At 45.1% G+C, this 19,905-nt stretch carries 17 protein-coding genes and 1 riboswitch; of the genes, 4 read left to right on the top strand and 13 right to left on the bottom strand.

The window, feature by feature from the left end; translation table 11 throughout:
• Positions 1-146 precede the first annotated feature (146 nt).
• Positions 147-1,466, bottom strand: a complete 1,320-nt coding sequence (locus tag ACYVAA_RS18495) for a DEAD/DEAH box helicase (protein ID WP_460544584.1) — start codon at positions 1,464-1,466, stop codon at positions 147-149.
• Between the two features lie 53 nt (positions 1,467-1,519).
• On the opposite strand from ACYVAA_RS18495, the gene ACYVAA_RS18490 reads away from it, so the two are divergent.
• The gene (locus ACYVAA_RS18490) at positions 1,520-1,741 is read left to right on the top strand and encodes a VF530 family protein (RefSeq protein WP_460544582.1); all 222 of its coding nucleotides are present in this window, start codon (positions 1,520-1,522) and stop codon (positions 1,739-1,741) included.
• 62 nt (positions 1,742-1,803) lie between these two features.
• On the opposite strand, the gene ACYVAA_RS18485 is transcribed toward ACYVAA_RS18490, so the two are convergent.
• The 4 genes from ACYVAA_RS18485 to ACYVAA_RS18470 form a co-directional block, all read right to left on the bottom strand.
• Positions 1,804-2,319 (bottom strand): heme-binding domain-containing protein, encoded by a 516-nt coding sequence (locus ACYVAA_RS18485; protein ID WP_460544580.1) that lies wholly within the window; start codon positions 2,317-2,319, stop codon positions 1,804-1,806.
• A gap of 112 nt (positions 2,320-2,431) precedes the next feature.
• Positions 2,432-3,073, bottom strand: a complete 642-nt coding sequence (locus ACYVAA_RS18480; RefSeq protein WP_460544578.1) for a Pr6Pr family membrane protein — start codon at positions 3,071-3,073, stop codon at positions 2,432-2,434.
• 16 nt (positions 3,074-3,089) lie between these two features.
• A complete protein-coding gene (locus ACYVAA_RS18475; protein WP_460544576.1) occupies positions 3,090-4,616 on the bottom strand; it encodes a P-loop NTPase family protein in 1,527 nt (508 codons plus the stop codon).
• A gap of 2 nt (positions 4,617-4,618) precedes the next feature.
• A complete protein-coding gene (locus ACYVAA_RS18470; RefSeq protein ID WP_460544574.1) occupies positions 4,619-5,719 on the bottom strand; it encodes a vWA domain-containing protein in 1,101 nt (366 codons plus the stop codon).
• A gap of 183 nt (positions 5,720-5,902) precedes the next feature.
• Between ACYVAA_RS18470 and ACYVAA_RS18465 the strand changes: the two genes are divergently transcribed.
• Complete coding sequence (locus ACYVAA_RS18465; protein WP_460544572.1) at positions 5,903-6,175, top strand: acylphosphatase; 273 nt, start codon at positions 5,903-5,905, stop codon at positions 6,173-6,175.
• A gap of 501 nt (positions 6,176-6,676) precedes the next feature.
• Here the strand turns inward: ACYVAA_RS18465 and ACYVAA_RS18460 are convergent.
• On the bottom strand, positions 6,677-7,180 hold the full coding sequence (locus ACYVAA_RS18460) for a hypothetical protein (protein ID WP_460544570.1): 504 nt from the start codon (positions 7,178-7,180) through the stop codon (positions 6,677-6,679).
• A gap of 305 nt (positions 7,181-7,485) precedes the next feature.
• Positions 7,486-10,050 carry a M14 family metallopeptidase gene (locus ACYVAA_RS18455; RefSeq protein WP_460544568.1) on the bottom strand — a complete coding sequence of 855 codons (2,565 nt, stop codon included), beginning with the start codon at positions 10,048-10,050 and terminating at the stop codon, positions 7,486-7,488.
• Between the two features lie 138 nt (positions 10,051-10,188).
• Between ACYVAA_RS18455 and ACYVAA_RS18450 the strand changes: the two genes are divergently transcribed.
• Positions 10,189-10,365: a PLDc N-terminal domain-containing protein gene (locus ACYVAA_RS18450; RefSeq protein ID WP_460544566.1), complete on the top strand. Its 177-nt coding sequence runs from the start codon at positions 10,189-10,191 to the stop codon at positions 10,363-10,365.
• Positions 10,366-10,404: 39 nt separating this feature from the next.
• Here ACYVAA_RS18450 and ACYVAA_RS18445 read toward each other — a convergent pair whose 3' ends face one another.
• A complete protein-coding gene (locus ACYVAA_RS18445; RefSeq protein ID WP_460544564.1) occupies positions 10,405-11,307 on the bottom strand; it encodes an epimerase in 903 nt (300 codons plus the stop codon).
• 58 nt (positions 11,308-11,365) lie between these two features.
• A riboswitch (Fluoride riboswitch) is annotated at positions 11,366-11,436 on the top strand.
• Between the two features lie 34 nt (positions 11,437-11,470).
• On the opposite strand from ACYVAA_RS18445, the gene ACYVAA_RS18440 reads away from it, so the two are divergent.
• Positions 11,471-12,769, top strand: coding sequence for a voltage-gated chloride channel family protein (locus tag ACYVAA_RS18440; protein WP_460544562.1), 1,299 nt, complete (start codon positions 11,471-11,473; stop codon positions 12,767-12,769).
• A 456-nt stretch (positions 12,770-13,225) separates the two neighbouring features.
• Here the strand turns inward: ACYVAA_RS18440 and ACYVAA_RS18435 are convergent, their stop codons facing one another.
• The 5 genes from ACYVAA_RS18435 to ACYVAA_RS18415 form a co-directional block, all read right to left on the bottom strand.
• Positions 13,226-14,281 (bottom strand): GntR family transcriptional regulator, encoded by a 1,056-nt coding sequence (locus ACYVAA_RS18435; protein ID WP_460544560.1) that lies wholly within the window; start codon positions 14,279-14,281, stop codon positions 13,226-13,228.
• A gap of 720 nt (positions 14,282-15,001) precedes the next feature.
• Positions 15,002-15,907, bottom strand: coding sequence for an alpha/beta hydrolase (locus ACYVAA_RS18430; protein WP_460544558.1), 906 nt, complete (start codon positions 15,905-15,907; stop codon positions 15,002-15,004).
• Between the two features lie 325 nt (positions 15,908-16,232).
• A complete protein-coding gene (locus ACYVAA_RS18425) occupies positions 16,233-16,418 on the bottom strand; it encodes a hypothetical protein (protein ID WP_460544556.1) in 186 nt (61 codons plus the stop codon).
• An 11-nt stretch (positions 16,419-16,429) separates the two neighbouring features.
• Positions 16,430-17,872 carry a purine-cytosine permease family protein gene (locus ACYVAA_RS18420; protein ID WP_460544554.1) on the bottom strand — a complete coding sequence of 481 codons (1,443 nt, stop codon included), beginning with the start codon at positions 17,870-17,872 and terminating at the stop codon, positions 16,430-16,432.
• A gap of 90 nt (positions 17,873-17,962) precedes the next feature.
• Positions 17,963-19,012 (bottom strand): GntR family transcriptional regulator, encoded by a 1,050-nt coding sequence (locus ACYVAA_RS18415; protein WP_460544551.1) that lies wholly within the window; start codon positions 19,010-19,012, stop codon positions 17,963-17,965.
• Between the last annotated feature and the right edge of the window lie 893 nt (positions 19,013-19,905).

Below are 19,905 nucleotides of genomic sequence, written 5' to 3'. Positions count from 1 at the left end.
TAAAAACTGGTCCAGTACTTTCTTCTTAAATGCTGATTCTTGTTCTTCTCTCATATCTCTATCTTATGAACTTTAATTGATTTTCAAAGTCTCAGACAGAGTTTAGATTACAGTCTCTTCGTACTTTATACTTCGTACTTCAATCCTCACTTTGCCAATGTTACTTTGATTGCCTTTCTTTTGATTTTTTGGTGCTTGGAAGCTTCTATGGCCTCTCGGTATTTTTCCCTGCTGATGGCCACATAGGAAAAGAAGTCTTTTACTTCAATCAGGCCCAGGTCTTCTTTGCCCAAAAAGTCAAATTGAAGAAAGAAACCTACCAGGTCAATTTTGTTGACCTTGTGCTTTTTGCCCTTGTTGATGTGGAGTGTGGCAAAGGCGGGTTTGACCGTCTCAACCGGCTGGTCCAGTTCAAGTTCTTCCGGAGGGTGGGCTAAGTACTCCGGTAAGTGATCGCTTTCAGTCATGAGCAGCACGCTGGTACCAGAAGCTTTCATTCTGGCTGTTCTGCCGTTGCGATGGATAAAGGTGTTTTCATGAGGGGGGATTTGAAAATGGATGACAAAATCCAGGTCGGGAATGTCCAGCCCCCTTGAGGCAATGTCAGTGGCTATAAGCACCTGTGCACTGCCATTTCGGAATTTAGTGAGTTGGGATTCACGCTCATCCTGTTCCAGGCCGCCCCTGAACCGGGAATAGAAGATGCCATGTTGTTCCAGGAATTCGGCAATGCGATCGCAGTCGTCCCTGAAATTGGCAAAAACAATTGCATTTTGTCCGACAACAAGGTTTTTCAGGATCTTTAAAAGACCTTCCAGCTTTTTCCCCTTGGGCATTGTTAGCTTTCTAATCTTAATATCAGGGCTGGAATACCCTTCATATTCCACCACATGATGTTCGTCAAAATCCAAGTAATAGGGGATTTCTATTCCATTGGTGGCAGAAACTAGCAACTTTTCCTTTACCTGATAAAGTTGCCCGGTGATATAGCTCATTTGTCCGGTAAAACCAAGTTCCAAGGCTTTGTCAAACTCATCGAACACGACTTGGGTGATGGTCTCCGGATTGAAAGTGCCCCTTTCCATATGGTCTTTGATTCTTCCCGGGGTCCCTACCAAGATGGTTGGGGGAACAGAAAAGTTTTTACGCTCTATGCTAAATAGGTGGCCTCCGTAACAGGCATTGACTTTTACAGGGAGCTTCATCTGTTTCAGAACGCTTTCTATCTGAAGAACAAGTTCCCTGGTGGGAGCCAGAATAAGGGCCTGGACGCCTTCTTTGTCCTGATCCAGTTTGGAAAGGACACTCAGCAAGTAGGCCAGTGTTTTTCCACTTCCCGTAGGGGCCAAAAGCAGGATTTTGGAGTTGGTTTTTGCAGCAGCGAGCGTGGTCTTCTGTAGGTCGTTGAGTTGCTCAAAACCTAGGTGCTTTAAAATTGTATTTTGATTTATCTTTGAAGGTGCCATAGGGCAAAGTTAATTCAAGTATCTTTATAACTTCATATAAATGTCCTTACTAAATGGAAGATCAACCCAATAATCCCATGCATGGGGTGAAGTTGGAGCAAATTGTTACGGTGCTGGTAAAATATTATGGTTGGGAAAACCTCAGTGATAAGGTGAGAATCAATTGCTTCATGAACAACCCAAGCATAAAGAGCAGTTTGAAATTCCTGAGGAAAACTCCTTGGGCCCGGGCTAAAGTAGAGGCTTTATACCTTGAGCTCTTAAAAAAGAAATAGAATATTTATAGCAGATAAAAAAAGCAGCCGTTTCACGTCGTTGGATAGGCTGCTTTTCTATTTTAATGAGCTTCTGCTTGCGGTTGGGAACGTCTTTTCATAACCAGACTGTCCGCAGGGTATTGGGATTTGAGCATGGTCATTTGTTCCTTGGCCCAGGAGGTCAGGCTTGCTTTTTCGTCCTCTGTCAGATTGGCCTCGGCATGCATGCCAAGGGAGGTGTAGGACTTCAGGGGCATCTCCCCTTCTTCGATCACCTCAATGATTTCCTCCAGTTTGTGGTTCTGGCGGGCAATTGATGCTTTGGTGAAGTTATCAAAGTTTAAATGCTTTTTACCATGCTGGATATGTCCGTCCATCCACCAGGCCACAGGCTGGAAATTTGAGTACCAAGGGTATTCGGTGCTGTTGGAGTGGCAGTCGTTACACGCTTTTTGAAGTATCCCTTCCACGTCTTCAGGGATGGCGTATTTTTCACTCATTGGGGCCGGTTGTGCATTTGATGTGTTTTTTTCCGGCTTGATAAATTGGATAATTACCAGAACCGCTAACAGTGCAAAAAGGATTTTTTTAAACATGATGTATGTGGTTTGTGATTGTTCGTTCCCAAAGAAGAAATAAAGATAGCAAAAGGAGTCAAATAAAGAATTTTATTGTCGGCTTTAGTTGGAAGTAAGACCCCACACCGTTTTATGATGGCAGTGATTTTCCGTTTAATCTTTTATAAAGTGCCTTTCCTGTCCCCAATAGTAGAAAAGAGAGAAAAAGGAATAACAAAAACAAAATGCCAATATTGGAGAGCGTCTCCAGCCAACCAATTGAAGAGACCTTTAAAAAAGGATATGGGTAAAATCCGGAAAATTCTGCTCTTAACAAGACAAGGATCAAGTAGCATAAAGGGTACATTAACCAAAAAGGGATAGCTTTAAAGGTGGTTCGAGGGAAATTCTCATAGAGACACCAATAAATGATCACCAAGATAGGGATAGCCGAGTGAAGTATCTCATCTACCCATTTCTGCAATCCTTTAGGGTTCCATTCGTGTCTAAGGGCAACTTGATAAACGATTCCTACCACTGTTATGTAAACAGTGAGTGCTGTTAACCTTCCAGAACGGTTCCAAAACATCCTTTTTCCTTTGTGCTTATCCGGAAAGAGTTGACGGCTAAAATAGATGGCAACCATTAGATTCGTCAGGATAGTGAAGAAACTGAAAAACCGCACGAGCATTTCCGAAAAAGGCAAGGTGGTGGTTTGTAACATTAATATGAATTGGGCAATAAGTGCAAACCAACCAAGCAAGGCAAGAAGTAAAGAAAACGATTTTCTCATGTACCTTGAGGGACGTTTAATTCAAATCTTCTTCATCAAAATCTCCCTCACCAGGGGCTCCCATGTCAAACATGCTGCTGAAGAGGTCTTTGAACTGCATGCCGGTGTCCAGAAGTTTTTTGCTGATCTGGCTGTATTCTGCCAGGCCATGCAGGGCAAATTCCATATAAAATTCCTTTTCCTTATCCGGCATGTGCTTGATAAAGTTGGTGGTGATCTTTTCCAGACCGGGAACTTGGTGCAGTGCCTTTTTGTATTCCTTGTCACTTTGGGAGGCCAGGATGTCAAGATGGTGGCCTTCCCCAAACCATGACAGGGGCAAGACATAGGGGTTGCCTTCTTTATCTTTTTTCTTTTGTTCCGGCGTAGGGAAATAATGGGCAAATAGTGTTCGGATGGCCTTTCCTATCAGGTTGTAGGCCACCAGGCCTGCGCCTTCCTGTTCTCCTTCATATACCAGCTCCACCTTGCCGGTGATGGCAGGGATAATGCCTATCAAATCGGCAATTCTGGTCACTGTTTCTTTTTCATCATTGAGATAGATCCTTCTTTCTGCTGCGGAAAGCAAATTTTCGTAGGCCGTGATGGTGAGGCGCGCAGAAACACCGCTTTTTTCATCCACATATTCACTCCCACGTGCTTCCACGGCCACTTGCTCGATCAGGTCCTTCATTAAGCCGGGAACATGGATTTTTTCCATGGGTTTTCCATTCACCTTGGCTTCCTGCGCGGTAATTTTTTTGCCGATTTCGATATTTTTAGGGTAATGGGTGATGATTTGGGATTCGATCCGGTCTTTCAGCGGCGTGACGATACTTCCCCTATTGGTATAATCCTCAGGGTTGGCGGTGAAGACAAACTGTATGTCCAGCGGTAACCTGAGCTTAAAGCCCCTGATCTGTATGTCTCCTTCCTGAAGGATATTAAAAAGGGCTACTTGTATTCTTGCCTGGAGATCAGGAAGCTCGTTGATCACAAAGATCGATCGGTGGGAACGGGGGACAAGACCGTAATGGATGACCCTTTCATCATTATAGGAAATTTTCATGGTGGCTGCCTTGATGGGATCCACGTCCCCGATAAGGTCTGCAACAGATACATCTGGTGTGGCCAGTTTTTCGGTATAGCGTTCTTCCCTGTACAACCAGGCAATAGGAGTGTCGTCCCCTTTTTCAGAAATCATCTCCTTGGCAAAACTCGTTAATGGGGCAAGCGGGTCATCGTTAAGTTCAGAGCCCTTCACCACGGGGACATATTCGTCCAACAAAGAGGTCATTTGCCGTGCTATTCTGGTTTTGGCCTGGCCCCGAAGTCCCAGGAAATTGATGTTGTGCCGTGAAAGGATCGCTCTTTCGATGTCTGGAATGACGGTTTCCTCATATCCCCAGATGCCTTCAAAAACATTTTCTTTGGCTTTGATCTTGCTGATCAGGTTTTGGCGAAGCTCCTCTTTGATGGATTTTGGTTGATATCCGGAGGCTTTCAGTTCGCCCAAAGTTTTTATTTTTAGTAAATCTTTGCTGCTTAGTTGCTGGTATGTCATGCTCAAAAGCGTTTTGTTCTGTTTCTTCGATAATCTTCAAAAATCAGGTGCCCAAGGCCTTTTAAGCTGCTGTAATAGGCGTTCCCATTGTTTACTTTGGTGAATTCCTTGACAAATTCCTTCAGGTAAGGGTCTGAGGCAATCATAAAAGTGGTAACGGGTACTTTCAGCTTACGGCATTGCGCGGCCAGTTTCAGCGTTTCGTTCAGGATTTTACTGTCTATGCCAAAACTGTTTTTATAGTATTTGATCCCTACTTTCAAACAGGTGGGCTTACCATCTGTAATCATAAAGATCTGTTTATTGGGGTTTTTCCTTCTTCTCAGCAAATCCATGGCCAGTTGTAGGCCAGCCACGGTATTGGTATGATAGGGCCCGACTTGCAGGTAAGGAATGTCCTTGATGTCTATCTGCCAGGCATCATTGCCAAAGACGATAATGTCCAAGGTGTCCTTGGGGTAGCGGGTTTGCACCAGTTCAGCCAAAGCCATGGCCACCTTTTTGGCCGGAGTGATGCGGTCTTCACCATAAAGGATCATGGAGTGGGAAATGTCGATCATCAGGACCGTACTGGTCTGGGTACGGTATTCATTTTCGGTGACTTCCAGGTCATCTTCTGTAAGTAGAAAATCACCTCCAAAACCATGATTTACCTGTGCATTTCTAAGGGAATCGGTCAGGGCAATCTGTTCCATGCCGTCCCCAAACTCAAATGGTCGTCGGTCCGTGCCAGGCTCTTCACCTTGGCCGGAATGGGTGGTGCGGTGCTGGCCCCCTTTGCCCCGCTTGAGCTTGCCGAAGATTTCTTCCAGGGCATTTCTTCGGATTTGCTGTTCGGATTTTCCCGTAATATTAAACTCCCCCTTTTGGTTCTCCTCTGTAAGGTAGCCCTTGTCCTTTAGCTCATCAATAAAGTCTCCGATACCATATTGGGGATTGGTCAGCCCGTAGCGGTTGTCCATATTGGTCAGCCAGCTCAGTGCTTCTGCCACATCTCCACCAGTCATGGTCACCAGCTGCAGGAAGATTTCCAGCAGGTTCTCAAAGGTGGTTTTGTTGGCATCCTTTTGCGGAACGTATTTTGTGAATCTAAAACCTTTCATACAGAACAATTAACAAGATTGACCTGAGGGAAGTTTGGATAATGGGCGTTTTTCTGAATGGTACTTTTCAAAATTACTGTTTCAATTAGCTTTAATTTACAAAGAATAGTGCAAGAATGTATAGAGGGGTTTTAAAGAATTTGATCTTTCTTAAATTTGTAGGAAGATAAAGTTCTACAGGGCATGAATAAAAAGTACAAAGTGATCGGAAAAGTACAAGGGGTGTTTTTTAGGAAAAGTACCCAGGATAAAGCCCGTGAATTGGGGGTAAAAGGTTGGGTAAGAAATGAATCCGATGGTTCTGTAATGACGGTCATACAAGGTAACGATGCCCAATTGGAGGCCATGGAGAAGTGGTTACGGGAAGGGCCTGCCAGGGCCGAGGTAAAGGAGCTTATGCTTTTGGATGAAGGCTACGACCGAAAGTTTGATGGCTTTGAAGTAGTTCACGGATAGGATGGGTATTGGCTGGGAATGCTTGTGGTATTTCGGGTAATTCATATCGGTCTTGTGTTGTTGACCACGGAGGACTCAAAGGTTACACAGAGGCCTCAAAGTTTTATTGTCCAAATTTCCTTTATCCTGGTGCTGTTCAGGTTTTGCCTCCTGCCATTGACAGTCGATATAATATTCTGATTTTTTCCGGTTGTGCCGTGAGCTTGGCGCTGGCACGGCAAAAGTTGGGCCTGAGGCTCAATTTTTAAGCGGGATGACGGGACAACAAAATCGAATAGAATAAAACAAAGTTATTCAATCTCTTAATGTTTGAACAAAATGTTGGTTTCTTGCAGTGAGGTTTTCTGTCAATGGTAGTGCTGAATTTCAAATTCCGAACCATCCTAAAATCCAGACCGGTTCAGTTATCCAATGTTTAAAATCCAGCGCCTGGCATCTACAGTCTGTCGTCTTTTTTAAAGGGACGGGCTCAAGACTCCATACTAATTACTCAATACTGGCTTAAGCTATTTTAAGCTTTAGCTCTCCTTTTCTCTTGATGATCTTGAGTTGAAAAAACTCATTGACAAAGCTCTTGCAGCGGTTTTCGGCAAACTCCGCCCGGTTCTCTGTGTCATAAAGTACCGTCATGCGCAGCATGGTTTTTACATAGGATTCATGGTTGCCCATTTCCCTAAGCCAAAGTATAAAGTGTTCCTTCCAGTCTTCTTGGTATTTGTCCAGATGGCTACGTCCGTCAAAAAGAAACTCAAGTTGGTTGGAGCCGTACTTGAAACGGTAAATCCCACAAAGTTGCTCATAAATGACTTTTATCCTGTCCTTGGGGAAATTCAAGGTTTCTATGATCTGTCGATAAGTGTTGTCGATCAGACCCAATGGATTGTAAAGAAGGGTGTAGGATCTTTTTAATTCATCTACCATTACCTCCAAAAGCTCCTCTTCCAGTACGGACTGGGCCTGTCTGAGGATGTAGTTTTTATCTAATGGAAATAATTTTTGAATCATTGTCTATTGGGGAAACGATGGCGCAAATTACATTTTTTACCTTAAAATAGGAAGAGAATAGCAGTGCTTTTTGCAGATGCAAAACTATTTAAAATGGATCAATATTGGCAATGTCGGGTGATGGGGAGAGGACCTTTAATAATTGGGGAAAATGGGTGATGATTTGCTTTAAGACAAGAGGAAGGCAGTCAGAGCAGATGGGGGTAACATTTTTCTAAGGAAAAAGCCTCCCCTTCCTCAAGCAAAGGGAGGCCTAGGTGCAGGGATTATGCTGCCAACAATTTGGGGAAATTCAACGCCCCAGATTATCTGGCTGAACTGCTATTGATGGTCTGTCCAAAGAAAATACTGTTAAAGAACAGTTTATTGGTGCCAAACCAGAAGGCCCTGAAGTTAGGGTTGTCCACAAAACCAATGATCTTGCCTCTCCCCATGGAGGAAAGCCTGATCGTGGCGGTGTTTTTTAGCTGCTCCAGGTTGTCAGGGTGGATGTATCCACTGGCCAGTGGGCTTGAGGTATAGACCAAAGGATTGGCGAATGGATTGTCTGATGGTTCCATAAACTGGTTATTGTTGCGGAAAGTATAGATGTCCTCGCTTTGATAGCCGTATCCCAGAGGGTGGCTGAGGTCCAGTTTTGCGTTGAAGATTGCCCCGCCGGTAACTTTGGAACCCCGGTCATTGGCAAGGTTCGCATAACTTTTTTGAAGGGTACTGTCTTTATCGGTAGTTTCTTTAAAGGTGAATTTTCCGATTTTATGCTGGTTGAGCCAGCTGAGGGCCCTTCCCCTGGCGATCAATGTGCCGCCGTCGCTTACCCAGGATTTAAGTTTGTCGATAGAAGTCCCGTGCAGACTGGAGTAGTCCCCATTGGGCAAAATGAGCACATTGTAGCGATGAAGATCGGCTCGTCCTATAAGTTCCTTGGGGACCAAGGTTATGGGCATTTCCATTCTTTGGTCCAGCAGATGCCAGATCTCGCCGGCTTCGCTGCTGGTGATGCCATCTCCGACCATCAAGGCAATCTCCGGTTTTTCAAGGACATCAATGCTCGGAGAGCCCATGTTGATTCCTCCGGTATAGCCTGAATTGATCCCATGGATGGTGATTCCAGTTTGGCTTGCGGCGGTTTGAAGGTCTTCAAAAAAGGTTTGGTCACTTGCTCCGGACCGCCCTTTATCCACCAGGATGCTGCCTCGCTCAAATTTTAGTTCAGAGCTGATTTCAAAGGGAGTATGGGCCACCCTCAGGTTGTACCCTTTTTGCATAAGCATATAAGCGGCTTTGGGCGCATAGTACTCGGTCCATTCAAAGGCATATCCATAAGCTCCGGCGGCTCCGTTTACTTTTCCTTTGGGCATCTGAAGTCCTTTTTTTACCTCTTCCACATTGGCCAAATTAAGAATGCGGCTGTTCAAAGTCATGAATTGCATGTCAAAGGCCATGGGGAGTGTCCATGCCGATACATCGTAGAAAAGGCTGTCCTGAAATTCTGTCCGGGTCTCAAACATGCCCTTGATCAGCCTGTATTGAGGTTGATTGAGAGGGATGATAAATGCATGTTCCGCTTTGAAGTCCACACCGTTGACGGTGATGTTTTCCTTCAGCTCGTAGAGTTTGATGTCATGCTGGAGGATCATATCAGCCAGGTGAAAGGTCTTTCCTCTGTCCTTTTGCATTCCGAAGATGTAGGCTTTGTTGGTGTCCGCATCTGAGTCGGATTTGGCGTCCAGGTAAAAGTCCCTCATATAACTGTTAAGGTCCTTTCGCATGGAGACTGCTGCTTCGAAAGAAGAGAGGGAGGCGGTAAACTGGTTCCTGATGGTAAAGGCAAAGCTCAAGGGTCCATTGGTGCTTTCCTGAAAATGACCCCTGGAGGAGGCTTGTTCAAACAAGATTCCTATCTGACCCTGAACATCAGGGTAGGTGGATCCTTTTCCATAGTAATAGTCATCATAGCTCTCCTGTGAAAAATAAAGCGAGCCTATTTCATCCAGGTACTTGCTGTGATATTGGGCTATTTTTTCCGTCAGTTCAAAGTTTTTTGCCGGGGTAAGGGGATGGTTTCTGCTGGGAATGCCCGGCTGGAAAAAGAAGGTGCTGTTTGTGCCCATTTCATGAAAATCCAGTACCATATTGGGCTTCCACTCTTGCAATTTGGAAATTCTGCTTCTTGATTCAGGATGTTGTACGGGAAGCCAGTCCCTGTTAAGGTCAAACCAGTAATGGTTGGTGCGCCCCCCGGGCCAGGCCTCATTGAGTTCGCGGTTTACCGCATGTCCGTTCATGTGGATGCTCCGGTTGGAATTTACCCAAGAGGCAAACCGGTTGATCCCGTCCGGATTGAGCCCCGGTTCCATCAGGATAATCGTATTTTTCAGGTCTTCTTCAATTTCATTGGCCGCGGCAAAGTGATAGGCGGCCAAAAGGGATGCATTGACCCCACTGGGCTCGTTTCCGTGAACGGAATAGCCCATATAGGCCACTACCGGCATGTTTTCCAAATCCAAACTCCTGGATTGAGAAGGGTCGCGGAGCTGGGACCTTTGGTACTTGATGGCATTGATTCTGTCTAGATTGTTCGGGTGGCTGATGGTCAGCATGATCAGCGGGCGCTTTTCATAAGTTCGGCCGATTACCTCTATTTTTACCCTGTCAGAAGCAGCTGCCAGTTCCTTCATGTACATATAAACCTGGTCATGACTGACATGCCATTCCCCAATGTTGAATCCCAGTACTGATTCGGGAGTCGGGATATCGGGGTTATAGCTGTAGCCGGGTTTTAGGTAGTAGTCAAGAGGGATTTTCTCCTGGGCAAAGACGGTAAATGACTGCAGTAACAGCAAAAAGGGCAATATTATTTTGAACATAGGGATTGTGTTTGCGCGTTTGGATTTGTATCTATTCAAAGTTCCTTAATTATTCTTGGAAAAATTAACTAAATTCATTTCGAAGGTAAAATAAACTGTGCGAGTAGTACTTTTATACATTTAAAATGTAAAAGCGAAATGTATCGACTGGGTATCATAGGAACGATTATCTATATCTTTACCATCGTGGATGTGGTACGGAGCAGGTTCCATACTTCCACCGACAAATTAATCTGGGTCATTATTGTCATATTTTTGCCTTTACTGGGCACGGTTTTATGGTTTTTGATTGGCAGGGGAAGGTCCGTGCTATAGCTTTTGGCCATTACCCAGATAAATTCATGCTTAAGCAGCTTATTTTTCCCGTCTAAACACTTCCTCAAGCGCATGGTCAATTTCACTGAAATGGAATTTAAAGCCATCCTCAATGATCTTGTCCCCCGAAACCTTGTTGCCACCAAGGACCATGCCAGCCATTTCGCCCAAGATCAATTTCAAGAAAAAACCGGGGACAGGAATGTCCACATAAGGTTTTCCTTTGACTTTTGCTGCTTTTTTGGTCAGCTCCCTGTTGGTGACCGGGTTCGGCGCCACGGCATTATAGCTTCCTGTGATATTATTTTGCTCAAGTGCGAAAATGAACATCCGGGCCAAGTCCTCCAGGTGGATCCAGCTCATGTATTGGCTTCCCGTGCCCAGAGGAGCAGCAATGGGCGGTTGGAGCATTTGTGGTAAGGCGCCTCCGTCCTTGGCCAGGACGATGCCTGTCCTCAGGCAGGCCGTGCGGAGACCAAGGCTTTCAAATTGCTTGACGGACTTTTCCCATTTGACCACCACCTCGGAGAGAAAGTCATTGCCCGCAGGACTTTCTTCGTTGAGCCATTCTTCCCCATTGTCCAACCCGTAATAATTGGCTCCGCTGGCAGAAACGATGATTTCCGGTTTGTTTTCCAAGACCCTGAGCCGGTCAAAAAGCAATTGGGCCGTTTTGGTCCGGCTTTCCAAGATGATTTTTTTCCGTTGGCTGGTCCATTTCTTTTCGGCTACACCAGCTCCTGCCAAATGGATGATGGCGTCCGACCACTGCAGCGCTTCATCGTCCATGGTCCCTTGGTTGATATCCCAACCAAAACTTTTCTGCTCCTGTTTCTCAGGTGACCGGCTCATCCAAGCGACTTGATAATTTGCCGATTCCAATTCTTTAGTGAGCCTTTTTCCTACAAGGCCTGATCCTCCTGTAATAAGTATGTTTTTCATAACTACTGTTTTACCCATAAACTACATCCACTAATTTAAGTTAAGAAAAAAGTCTATATTTGCCTCAGGTGATGGGGTACCACCTTTAACCGCCCTGATTTTTTCAGTGCTGATGACTCCTGCTTCAACTTATGTACAATCCTGAAAATTAACTGCAATACCTATGTTGGAGAGGGCGCGCGAATTGATTCATTTCAAGAAATTTACCCAATACGAATTCCTTCCAAGTCTGATATATACCGTCAAATGGTTGGTTTTGGCCATAACCATTGGGCTCTTGGTGGGCACGGCCTCAGCCTTTTTTCTTTTTGGGCTGGAATGGGCTACCAATTACCGAGAGGAACATCTATATATGATCGCTCTTTTGCCTTTGGGAGGCTTGGTCATCGGCTGGGTTTATTACAAATTCGGGACTTCAGTGGTCAAAGGCAATAACCAGTTGCTGGAGGAATTTTATAACCCTCTAACACCCATTCCGCTTAGGATGGCGCCTTTGGTACTGTTTGGTACCATCGCCACCCACCTTTTCGGTGGCTCTGCTGGGCGAGAGGGTACGGCCGTCCAAATGGGCGGTGCAATAGCGGATCAGTTTACCAAGTGGTTTAAGCTGAAGCCGGTCGACCGCAAGGCCATCATTACCTTGGGGGTCGCGGCCGGATTTGCATCTGTTTTTGGGACTCCTTTGGCGGGGGCCATATTTGCCTTGGAATGGCTGATCGTGGGCCGGGTGCGGTATGAGTCCATCTTGCCCGCTTTTTTGGGTGCTTATGTCGCAGACTACGCCTGCGCTGATTTATGGGAAGCCCACCATACCCATTACCATATTCCTTTTATTCCTGATCTAAGTTTGGTCAATGTCCTGTGGATCATTCCGGCTGGAATAAGCTTCGGTTTAGCAGGCAGGCTATTTGCCAAAGCAACGCATTTCTGGGCGGAAATTTTCAAGAAAGCATTTCGCTATGCCCCCCTCAGGCCCTTAGTGGGGGGGCTTATGGTGGCCGTATTGGTTTTTCTGATCGGGACCACAAAGTATATAGGGTTGGGAGTGCCGACCATCGTAGAGGCTTTTGATACCAAATTACCTTGGTATGTTTTCTTGGGAAAAATCGGTTTTACTTCTCTGACTTTGGGAGCAGGTTTTAAAGGAGGGGAAGTTACCCCGCTTTTCTATACGGGGGCCACCCTTGGAAATATGCTTTCTGGATTTATCCCATTGCCAATGGCATTGCTGGCAGGCATGGGCTTTGTTGGGGTGTTTTCGGGGGCGACCAATACCCCTTTGTCCTGTACTTTGATGGGGATAGAACTTTTTGGGGCTGAGTCCGGAGTCTATGTGGGCTTGGCCTGCGTGGTGGCGTATTTGTTTAGCGGCCATTCAGGAATTTATGGATCACAGGTGATCGGTTCTCCCAAGCATTCTTCGCTGAAAGATAGTAAGGGTAAACGCCTGGGGGAAATGTGATGGAGAAGAGGCACGTACAAAGTACGAGGTACAAAGTGGGAAGTATGGAAGTGTAGGGTGTTGATGTCTTTGCCAAACGCTTTAAGAACCAACGGGATGGGAGTGAAGAATGCTGAATGTCTACTGTCGAATAATTGAAGGAAGTACAATGTATCAAGTACGAAGTACGAAGTGGGAAGTAAGTGTATGCCACTTCCTATCAGCAAAGAGTTCACTTTTGTAAGTCGGTCGTTTGAGCGCAGGCTTTCCCCCTTCAGGGGGCCAGGGGGGTGCGTGGGGAGTAGAAATGTACGTTTTATTATCCACTCTCTTCTATTAAAAGGTGTCCATTAAATTCAGGAGGTGAGATGTGGAAGATTGAAAAGAGGAAAGAAGCATAAAAAAACAGAGTTGTCCGTGTTTGGAAAAGGAAAGCTGTCTGAAAAACGGTCAACCCTGTTTTGTAGAACCATGATTTTAAAGCGAGCCCCTGTCGATAAAACTAAAAATATTGGGGACTACTTCCTGCTTGTGTTTTTTGATCATATAGGCTGCTGATTCTCCCATCAGTTCAAAATCTGTAGAGATGACCGTAATGTCGAAGAGCTCCTTGAGTGGCGTGTCATTATAGGAAACCACCCCGATATCTTTTCCGATCTCATAGCGCATGTCCCGTGTTTGCTTGACCAGGCTGACCAGGTCATTTTCGTCAATGACAATATAGGCATCCTTTTGCTGGAGCTCCATGTCCGGGTAAATTTTGTCCAGTACCTCTGCGTCAAATTTTTGGTTGTTGCAGAAGTTGAGGAAACCCTGCTTGATTTCTTTGGGATAAGGGTAAATAGGGTTGTTGGGGAAAACCAGAATGAGTTTGTCGTATTTTTCAAGCTGTGACTTGGCCTCATTTAAGGCATTGTAAATATCCGATTTAAAGTCCTGGTAGATGCAGGCCACTTCATCACCCAGACTAGGAAGGTAATTGTCCATGATGACCAGTTTGTCTTTTGGAATCCTTTTAAGACAGGAAAGTACATTTTCATCATAATTGGAATGCTTGGACTGTTCATTTTTGAAGTGGGGCATGACCACAAAGTAATCGTAGGCGTTCATGTTTTCCTCCAGTATATTGATCAAGAGTTTTGGGTCACAATGGTAAACCTGTAGGTCCACCTGGCTGCCTGAGCCCATGCTGTTGACAAAGGTATTGTAGATTTCTAGCTTATAGTTACTAAGTTTATTGAGTATAAAAAGGGTTTTGCTGGTAGAGCTGTTGATGGATTTGTTGACGTAGAAGCCTTTGCTGACTACTGAGGTGATGATTTTTTTCTCCCTGAGCAGGTTATAAGCCCTGACCACCGTGTCACGGCTGAGGTAATATTCCTCACTGATCTCATTGATGGAGGGGAGTTTTTCACCTACTTTTAAATAGTCATTTTCAATGTTTTTGATAATGGAATCTACGATCTGTTGATACTTGGGAATCCTGGATTCACTGTCGATCTGTAAAAAGAGGCCGTTTGCAACTAAAGTCATAATCTTACGGAGTTGGTTAATACTAAGGGTTCAATGTTATACAATACTGTCCTTGTAAGGTCGTAAGACCTGCAAAGAGAAAAAGTTTGAACTTCTGAGCTTAGGGTTAACAACTCGTAATCCGGTTTTTGGTCCGGTTGACTTTAAAATATCCTAAAAGGAAGAGGATATACTAAAGGTGTATGAAAAAAGAAATTAAAATATCTCTTCTTTCACGCTTTGCAATATAATGATTGATTGCTAAAGTATGCAAATTTTTTGGACAGTTTTTATAGAAATGCTGTTTGGTGTTTTTTGTAATATGAATATTCGCAATTATGCCAGCAAACGAAAATATCAAGAAGGTGTCCACGAATTAGCACGGATCTATCTGGCGCTAGACAGGTTAGCACGAATTAATTTTTACGGTTATCAGGAATTACACCAGCAAATTTATTTCTCACAGATTCCACAGAATTTCACGGAATTAAAAAACCTTTTCTGTGGGTTTCTGTGCATTCTGTGAGAGATGGTTTGCTAACTTAGAGCTACTGGTGTCTTTGCGGATACACAGTTAATTTTTAATAGATTCAAAGAAACCCAACGAATTATTGGAAAATTTCAATTGTGGTAACAATGCGGATAATCAGATTTTGTAAACAGCTTATCTGAATATCCTAAAAGTAGACTGAGAAGGGTATATGCCCACAGGGGGCTGCCCAATACCCAGAAAGTTTGGGTTTAGTCAAACAGGTCAGTAATCCACTGGCTGCTTAATTCCAGCCATTTGGCGGCATTGCCATGCCGTTCGGTATTTCCACTGCCATATCCGTGGCCTCCCTTTTCGAATAAGTGGAGTTCCACAGGAGTTCCCTGTTCTTGAAGTGCTTTGGCGTATCGGATGGAATTCTCTGCAGGCACCGCGCGGTCGTCCCAGGAATGCACCAAAAAGGCGGGAGGGGTGTCCTTGTTTACCTGTGTTTCGTTGGAGAAATAGGATTCCAGCTCTGTTCCCAGTTTCTCTCCCAACAGGTTTTTTCTTGAGCCCTGGTGGGTAATGGTGGTGTCCATGCTGATGACGGGATAGACCAAAACACTGAAATTGGGTTTGGAACTGACCCGATTTCCTTCAGCTGGATGGTGGTGTACAGAAACCGAGGAGGCAAGGTGGCCTCCTGCGGAAAATCCCAGTACGCCGATTTTATCGGCTGAATATCCCCATTGCTCCGCATTTTTTCTCAAAAACCTAATGCCTTCTTCAGCATCCATCAGCGGGACTTCCCAAGAGGCATGCAGCAGGTCTTCTTGGGGAAGGCGGTATTTCAGCACTGCAGCAGTATAGCCTTGCTCACTGTACCAACGGGCAATCTGATAGCCCTCGTGTTGTATGGCGATGATTCCATAGCCGCCACCCGGACAGATCAGGAGTGCTTTGCCGTTTTGGTTATTATTTTGAGGTTTATAGACCGTTAATTGGGGAATGGCCACTTTGGTGATGCGTCCACCGTTTCCGATACTGTCACTTTGCAGTAGACTTTTGGTGTTGGGGGCTTCATCCTCGTAAAGATCAAAAGTTTCTTGTTGGGCCATGGAAAATAAAGGGGCCATAAGCAATAACAGCACGGCCAGGTGTTTTTTCTTTAACATAGGGTCTAGGTTATGGGTTGTTCCATTTTTTCAAACTGTTAAAAGTAAAGGGTTTGAAGAAGATTTAAAAGGTTCTGTTTGATTTATGATATAGGTCCACGAATTACACGGATTTACACGAATTTTCTTTTTGTGGAATGATTAGGGTCCTGGCACTTTCGGTTTGCGCCGGTAAACGAAAATCCCAAGAAGGTGTCCACGAATTACACGAATTAATTCTTAATGGATTCAAAGCAACTCAATGAATTATCGGAGAATTTCATGCGTGGTAACAACGCGGAAATTCAGAGAATTGTGTTTAGTCAGCATTTATAAAAAAAAGAGGTCATGCTTCGACCTCTTCTGTTTTTTTGTTCATCCATTTGGGGGCGGTAATAAACCAGGCTACCGTGCCGGCAAACATCAGGTTTTTGCATTGGTCCGCTGTAATCGTTCCGGTGAAGACCAGAAATGAGGGGATTAGGGTAAGCCCCAGGGCAATGAAGGATATGATTTTAAATAGCGTGTTCATGACAGGTTATTTTAGGAAATGGGAACTTCTTTTTTGACTTTGGGCTCCATTACAGGAGCCGGGGAACTGTTTTTCTGGATCAGTTTGCTGCTGATAACATAAACGACCACCGCTACAAACCATCCCGGAAGACCAAGGAAGAAGATTTCCACTTCTCCGAAGAAGTTAAGTCCTAAGCAGAATATCAAGGTAAGCAACCAGGTGATGCCCACTGCAGGGTTAAAGTTTCGCTTGCTGAATTCCGCAAAATTGGACTTGAGACCCATCTTGGGGAAGAGGAATATATCGATAAAAATCACCGCTCCTAGAGGCATAAGTACCAATCCGTAAAGGGCAACAAAGTCCAACAACTGCATCATCAATGCCGGGAAACAGGCGGCAATGGTGGTGATCAAGCCCACAAAAAGGGTGACCTTCCAGGTTTTCCAGTTGGGGTTGATGGACTGAATAGCCAGTCCTGCACGGTACAGGGTAGGGTTGGCAGTGGTCCAGCCGGCGATGATCACACAGATGGCTCCTGCAATGCCCACGGCTTCATAAGCAATAGGCCCTGGGGCAAAAACCAGGCTGTTGTCCGATTCCAACAAGAACAGGGAATAGAGGATCCCAGAGGCCAGCCACGCCACATAGTGTCCAAGGAAAACCCCTGTGGAGGTGGCAAATCCCGCGGTCCACTTTTTGGCATACCTCAGGATGGACATGTCCGCCATACCGATGTGCATGGCCATATTGCAGAACCAGGCAAAGAACATGATGTGCCAAAAGGTAAACTGGCTTTTCCCTTCCAAAGGTACGCCTGACCAGATGGTTTCCTTGGCCACGGGCCAGAAATCGCTGATGGAGTGGATGCCCAGACGGGGAAGGACCGCTACTGCCGCTGCCACAAAGATCATGATCATCCATGGTGCGGCGATATTGGCGAATTTCACTACTTGGTTAAAGCCAAACATGGCAATGACCGTGGTAATGGCCCCCACCACAAAAACCGTAAGGACAAAACCAATGCTGGTGGGCAGGGTATCATCCAAGGCGGGCATGGCCATGTCAAAGGGGATGCCCACCGCTGTGGCCGCCACCGTGATCATGGCTCCAGCAAGGAAGCAGAATGCCACGGCATTGACCAGGTTATAAATCATGGTAAAGTGCTTACCGGCTATTTTTTCCAGTTGAAAGTACAGGGTGAGTCGGGTTTTGGCGGCTGCTTTTCCCGTGAAAAATGCCCAGCTCAATACAGCCAGGATATTGCCTACTAACAATCCAGAGACCAGGTCAATGGCGCTGGCCCCATGGGCCACGAACAAAGGGCCCAGTACAAATTCAGTTCCAGCAGTGTGCTCTCCTGCATAGGTGCCCACAAAGCTTTTCCAGCTCTTTAGCTTTCCTGAAGGGATGGGTTCTCTCTCGTATTCATTGACAGACTCAAGCTTCTGGACAAGGTTTTTTTTATCGGACATGATATCAAATATATTTTGGGTAGCAGTGAAATTAAAAAAGTACAGGGGCAAAGCTATCCTGTACTGTTATGAAGTCACTGGATAAGAGGGCTAGATAGAGCCTCTGTCGATGAAGTTGAAGACATTTTTAACCACTTCTTTTTTGCGTTTCTTGATCATATAGGCCGCGGTTTCCCCCATGACCTTAAAGTCCGTGGACATCACGGTGATGCCCAGCAGTTCCTTAAGCGGTGTGTCATTGTAAGAGATGACGCCCACGTCTTCGCCCAGTTCGTATTCCTCGTCGCGGATCTGCCGCATCAGGTTGACCAGGTCATTTTCTTCGATCAGGATATAGGCATCATTGGGGTTCAGTTCCATTTGCGGGTAGATGGTATTGATGATTTCGAAGTTCAGTCCGAATTCCACGCAAAATTTCTTAAAGCCCTGTTTGATTTCCCGGGGGTAGGGGTAGATGACATTGTCCGGATAGACCAGGATCAGGGTGTCGTATTTTTTCAGTCTCGCAATACCTTCTTTAAGGGACTTGTAAATGTCCATTTTAAAGTCCTGGTACACCGAAGCCACCTCGTCTCCCAGGTCAGGAAGGTAGTTGTCCATGATGATCAGCTTATCCGGAGAAATCTTCTTCAGTGCCTCGATCACCTCATGGTTATAATTGTTATGATGAAGGTCGGTGTCCTTAAAATGGGGCATGACCACATAGTAATCATAAGCACCGATATTTTCATTGAGGAGGTTGAGCAGGTTCTGCGGCTCGCAGTGGTAGATATGCAGGTCCACCTTGGCATCAGCTCCCAGGCTGTTTACAAAGGAATTGTAGATGCGCAGCTTGTAGTTGGAGAGCTTATTGAGCAAAAACAATACTTTTACCTGTGATTGCGAAACATTTCTGGCCACATAATACCCCTTGCCTTTGACAGAAACGATGATTTTCTTTTTCTTGAGCAGGTTATAGGCTTTCTCGACGGTATCACGGGAAAGGTAGTATTCCTCGCTGATTTCATTGATGGAGGGGATTTTCTCGCCTACCGACAGGTTGCCCTTTTCAATGTCCTCAATGATGGAGTTCACTATTTGCTGGTATTTCGGAATCCTGGACTCCGAATCAATACGTATAGATGTAGGAGCTTCGATCATTATGGGGTTTAGAGTGTTTGCGCAATCGATTGTAATATAGATATAACTTGCTATACCAAGCAAGTGACCAGGCTTATTTTATACGATCGGTCATTAAATTGTTTGCTGTTTTTCTTTTATATCAAATCCCAATTGTGGTTAATAAGTATAATACGGCTTTTATTGGTGAAATATTCTTTGGAGCATTGCCTGAATTAATTTACGAACTTTCTTTGCATGATAAAAGCAAGGCCTTGAAAATGAAAACGATTTCCAATCAATGCTTTAGGGGCTTTTATAGGGTGTTTTTTTAACATTTGCGCAATCGATTGTCTTTGTTTGATGTTTACGTTCTGGATCGGTAGTGTATTGGTTTGAATGGAAGATATGGTTGATGGATAGCAGAGATTGTTGTTGTGGCGGATTACAAATCCTTATTTATTGGGTATTCGGGATTGCAAATCCCGAATAGCAAGAAGTTTAGGGGAGCTTTTTGCAACAAGGACAATGGGAGGCTCGGGATTTCAAATCCCGAGCAGCAAGAATTTCAAATCCCGAGCAGCGGGGGCTGATTTTTTTGTATTTTCAGCCCTTCCCCACAGTCGTCGGGACAGGCTACTACGATTCCTATTGCATAATTCCATCTAACTTATGTCATAATCTCAGTTCAAGTTTCAAGGACGTCATTCCGAGCTTGTCTGGAGCCAAACAGGGCTTTGCGTAGGATTGCGAGAAGGAAGCCGTGGGAATCTCATAATAAGAAGATTGCCACACCCTTTCCTCCCACACTTACCCAAGCACAAAAGGGTTCGCAATAGCCTGCCCCGATCACTTTCGGGGACGCAGCGATCCTATTTCACTGCTTTTAAATCGAACTCGGGTTCATACCTTAGCTATTGTACGTTACTTTTTCC

The sequence above is a fragment of the Echinicola sediminis genome (assembly GCF_054777495.1).
Note: the sequence above shows the minus strand (reverse complement) of the source record. Positions and strands in the feature narration are given on the sequence as shown.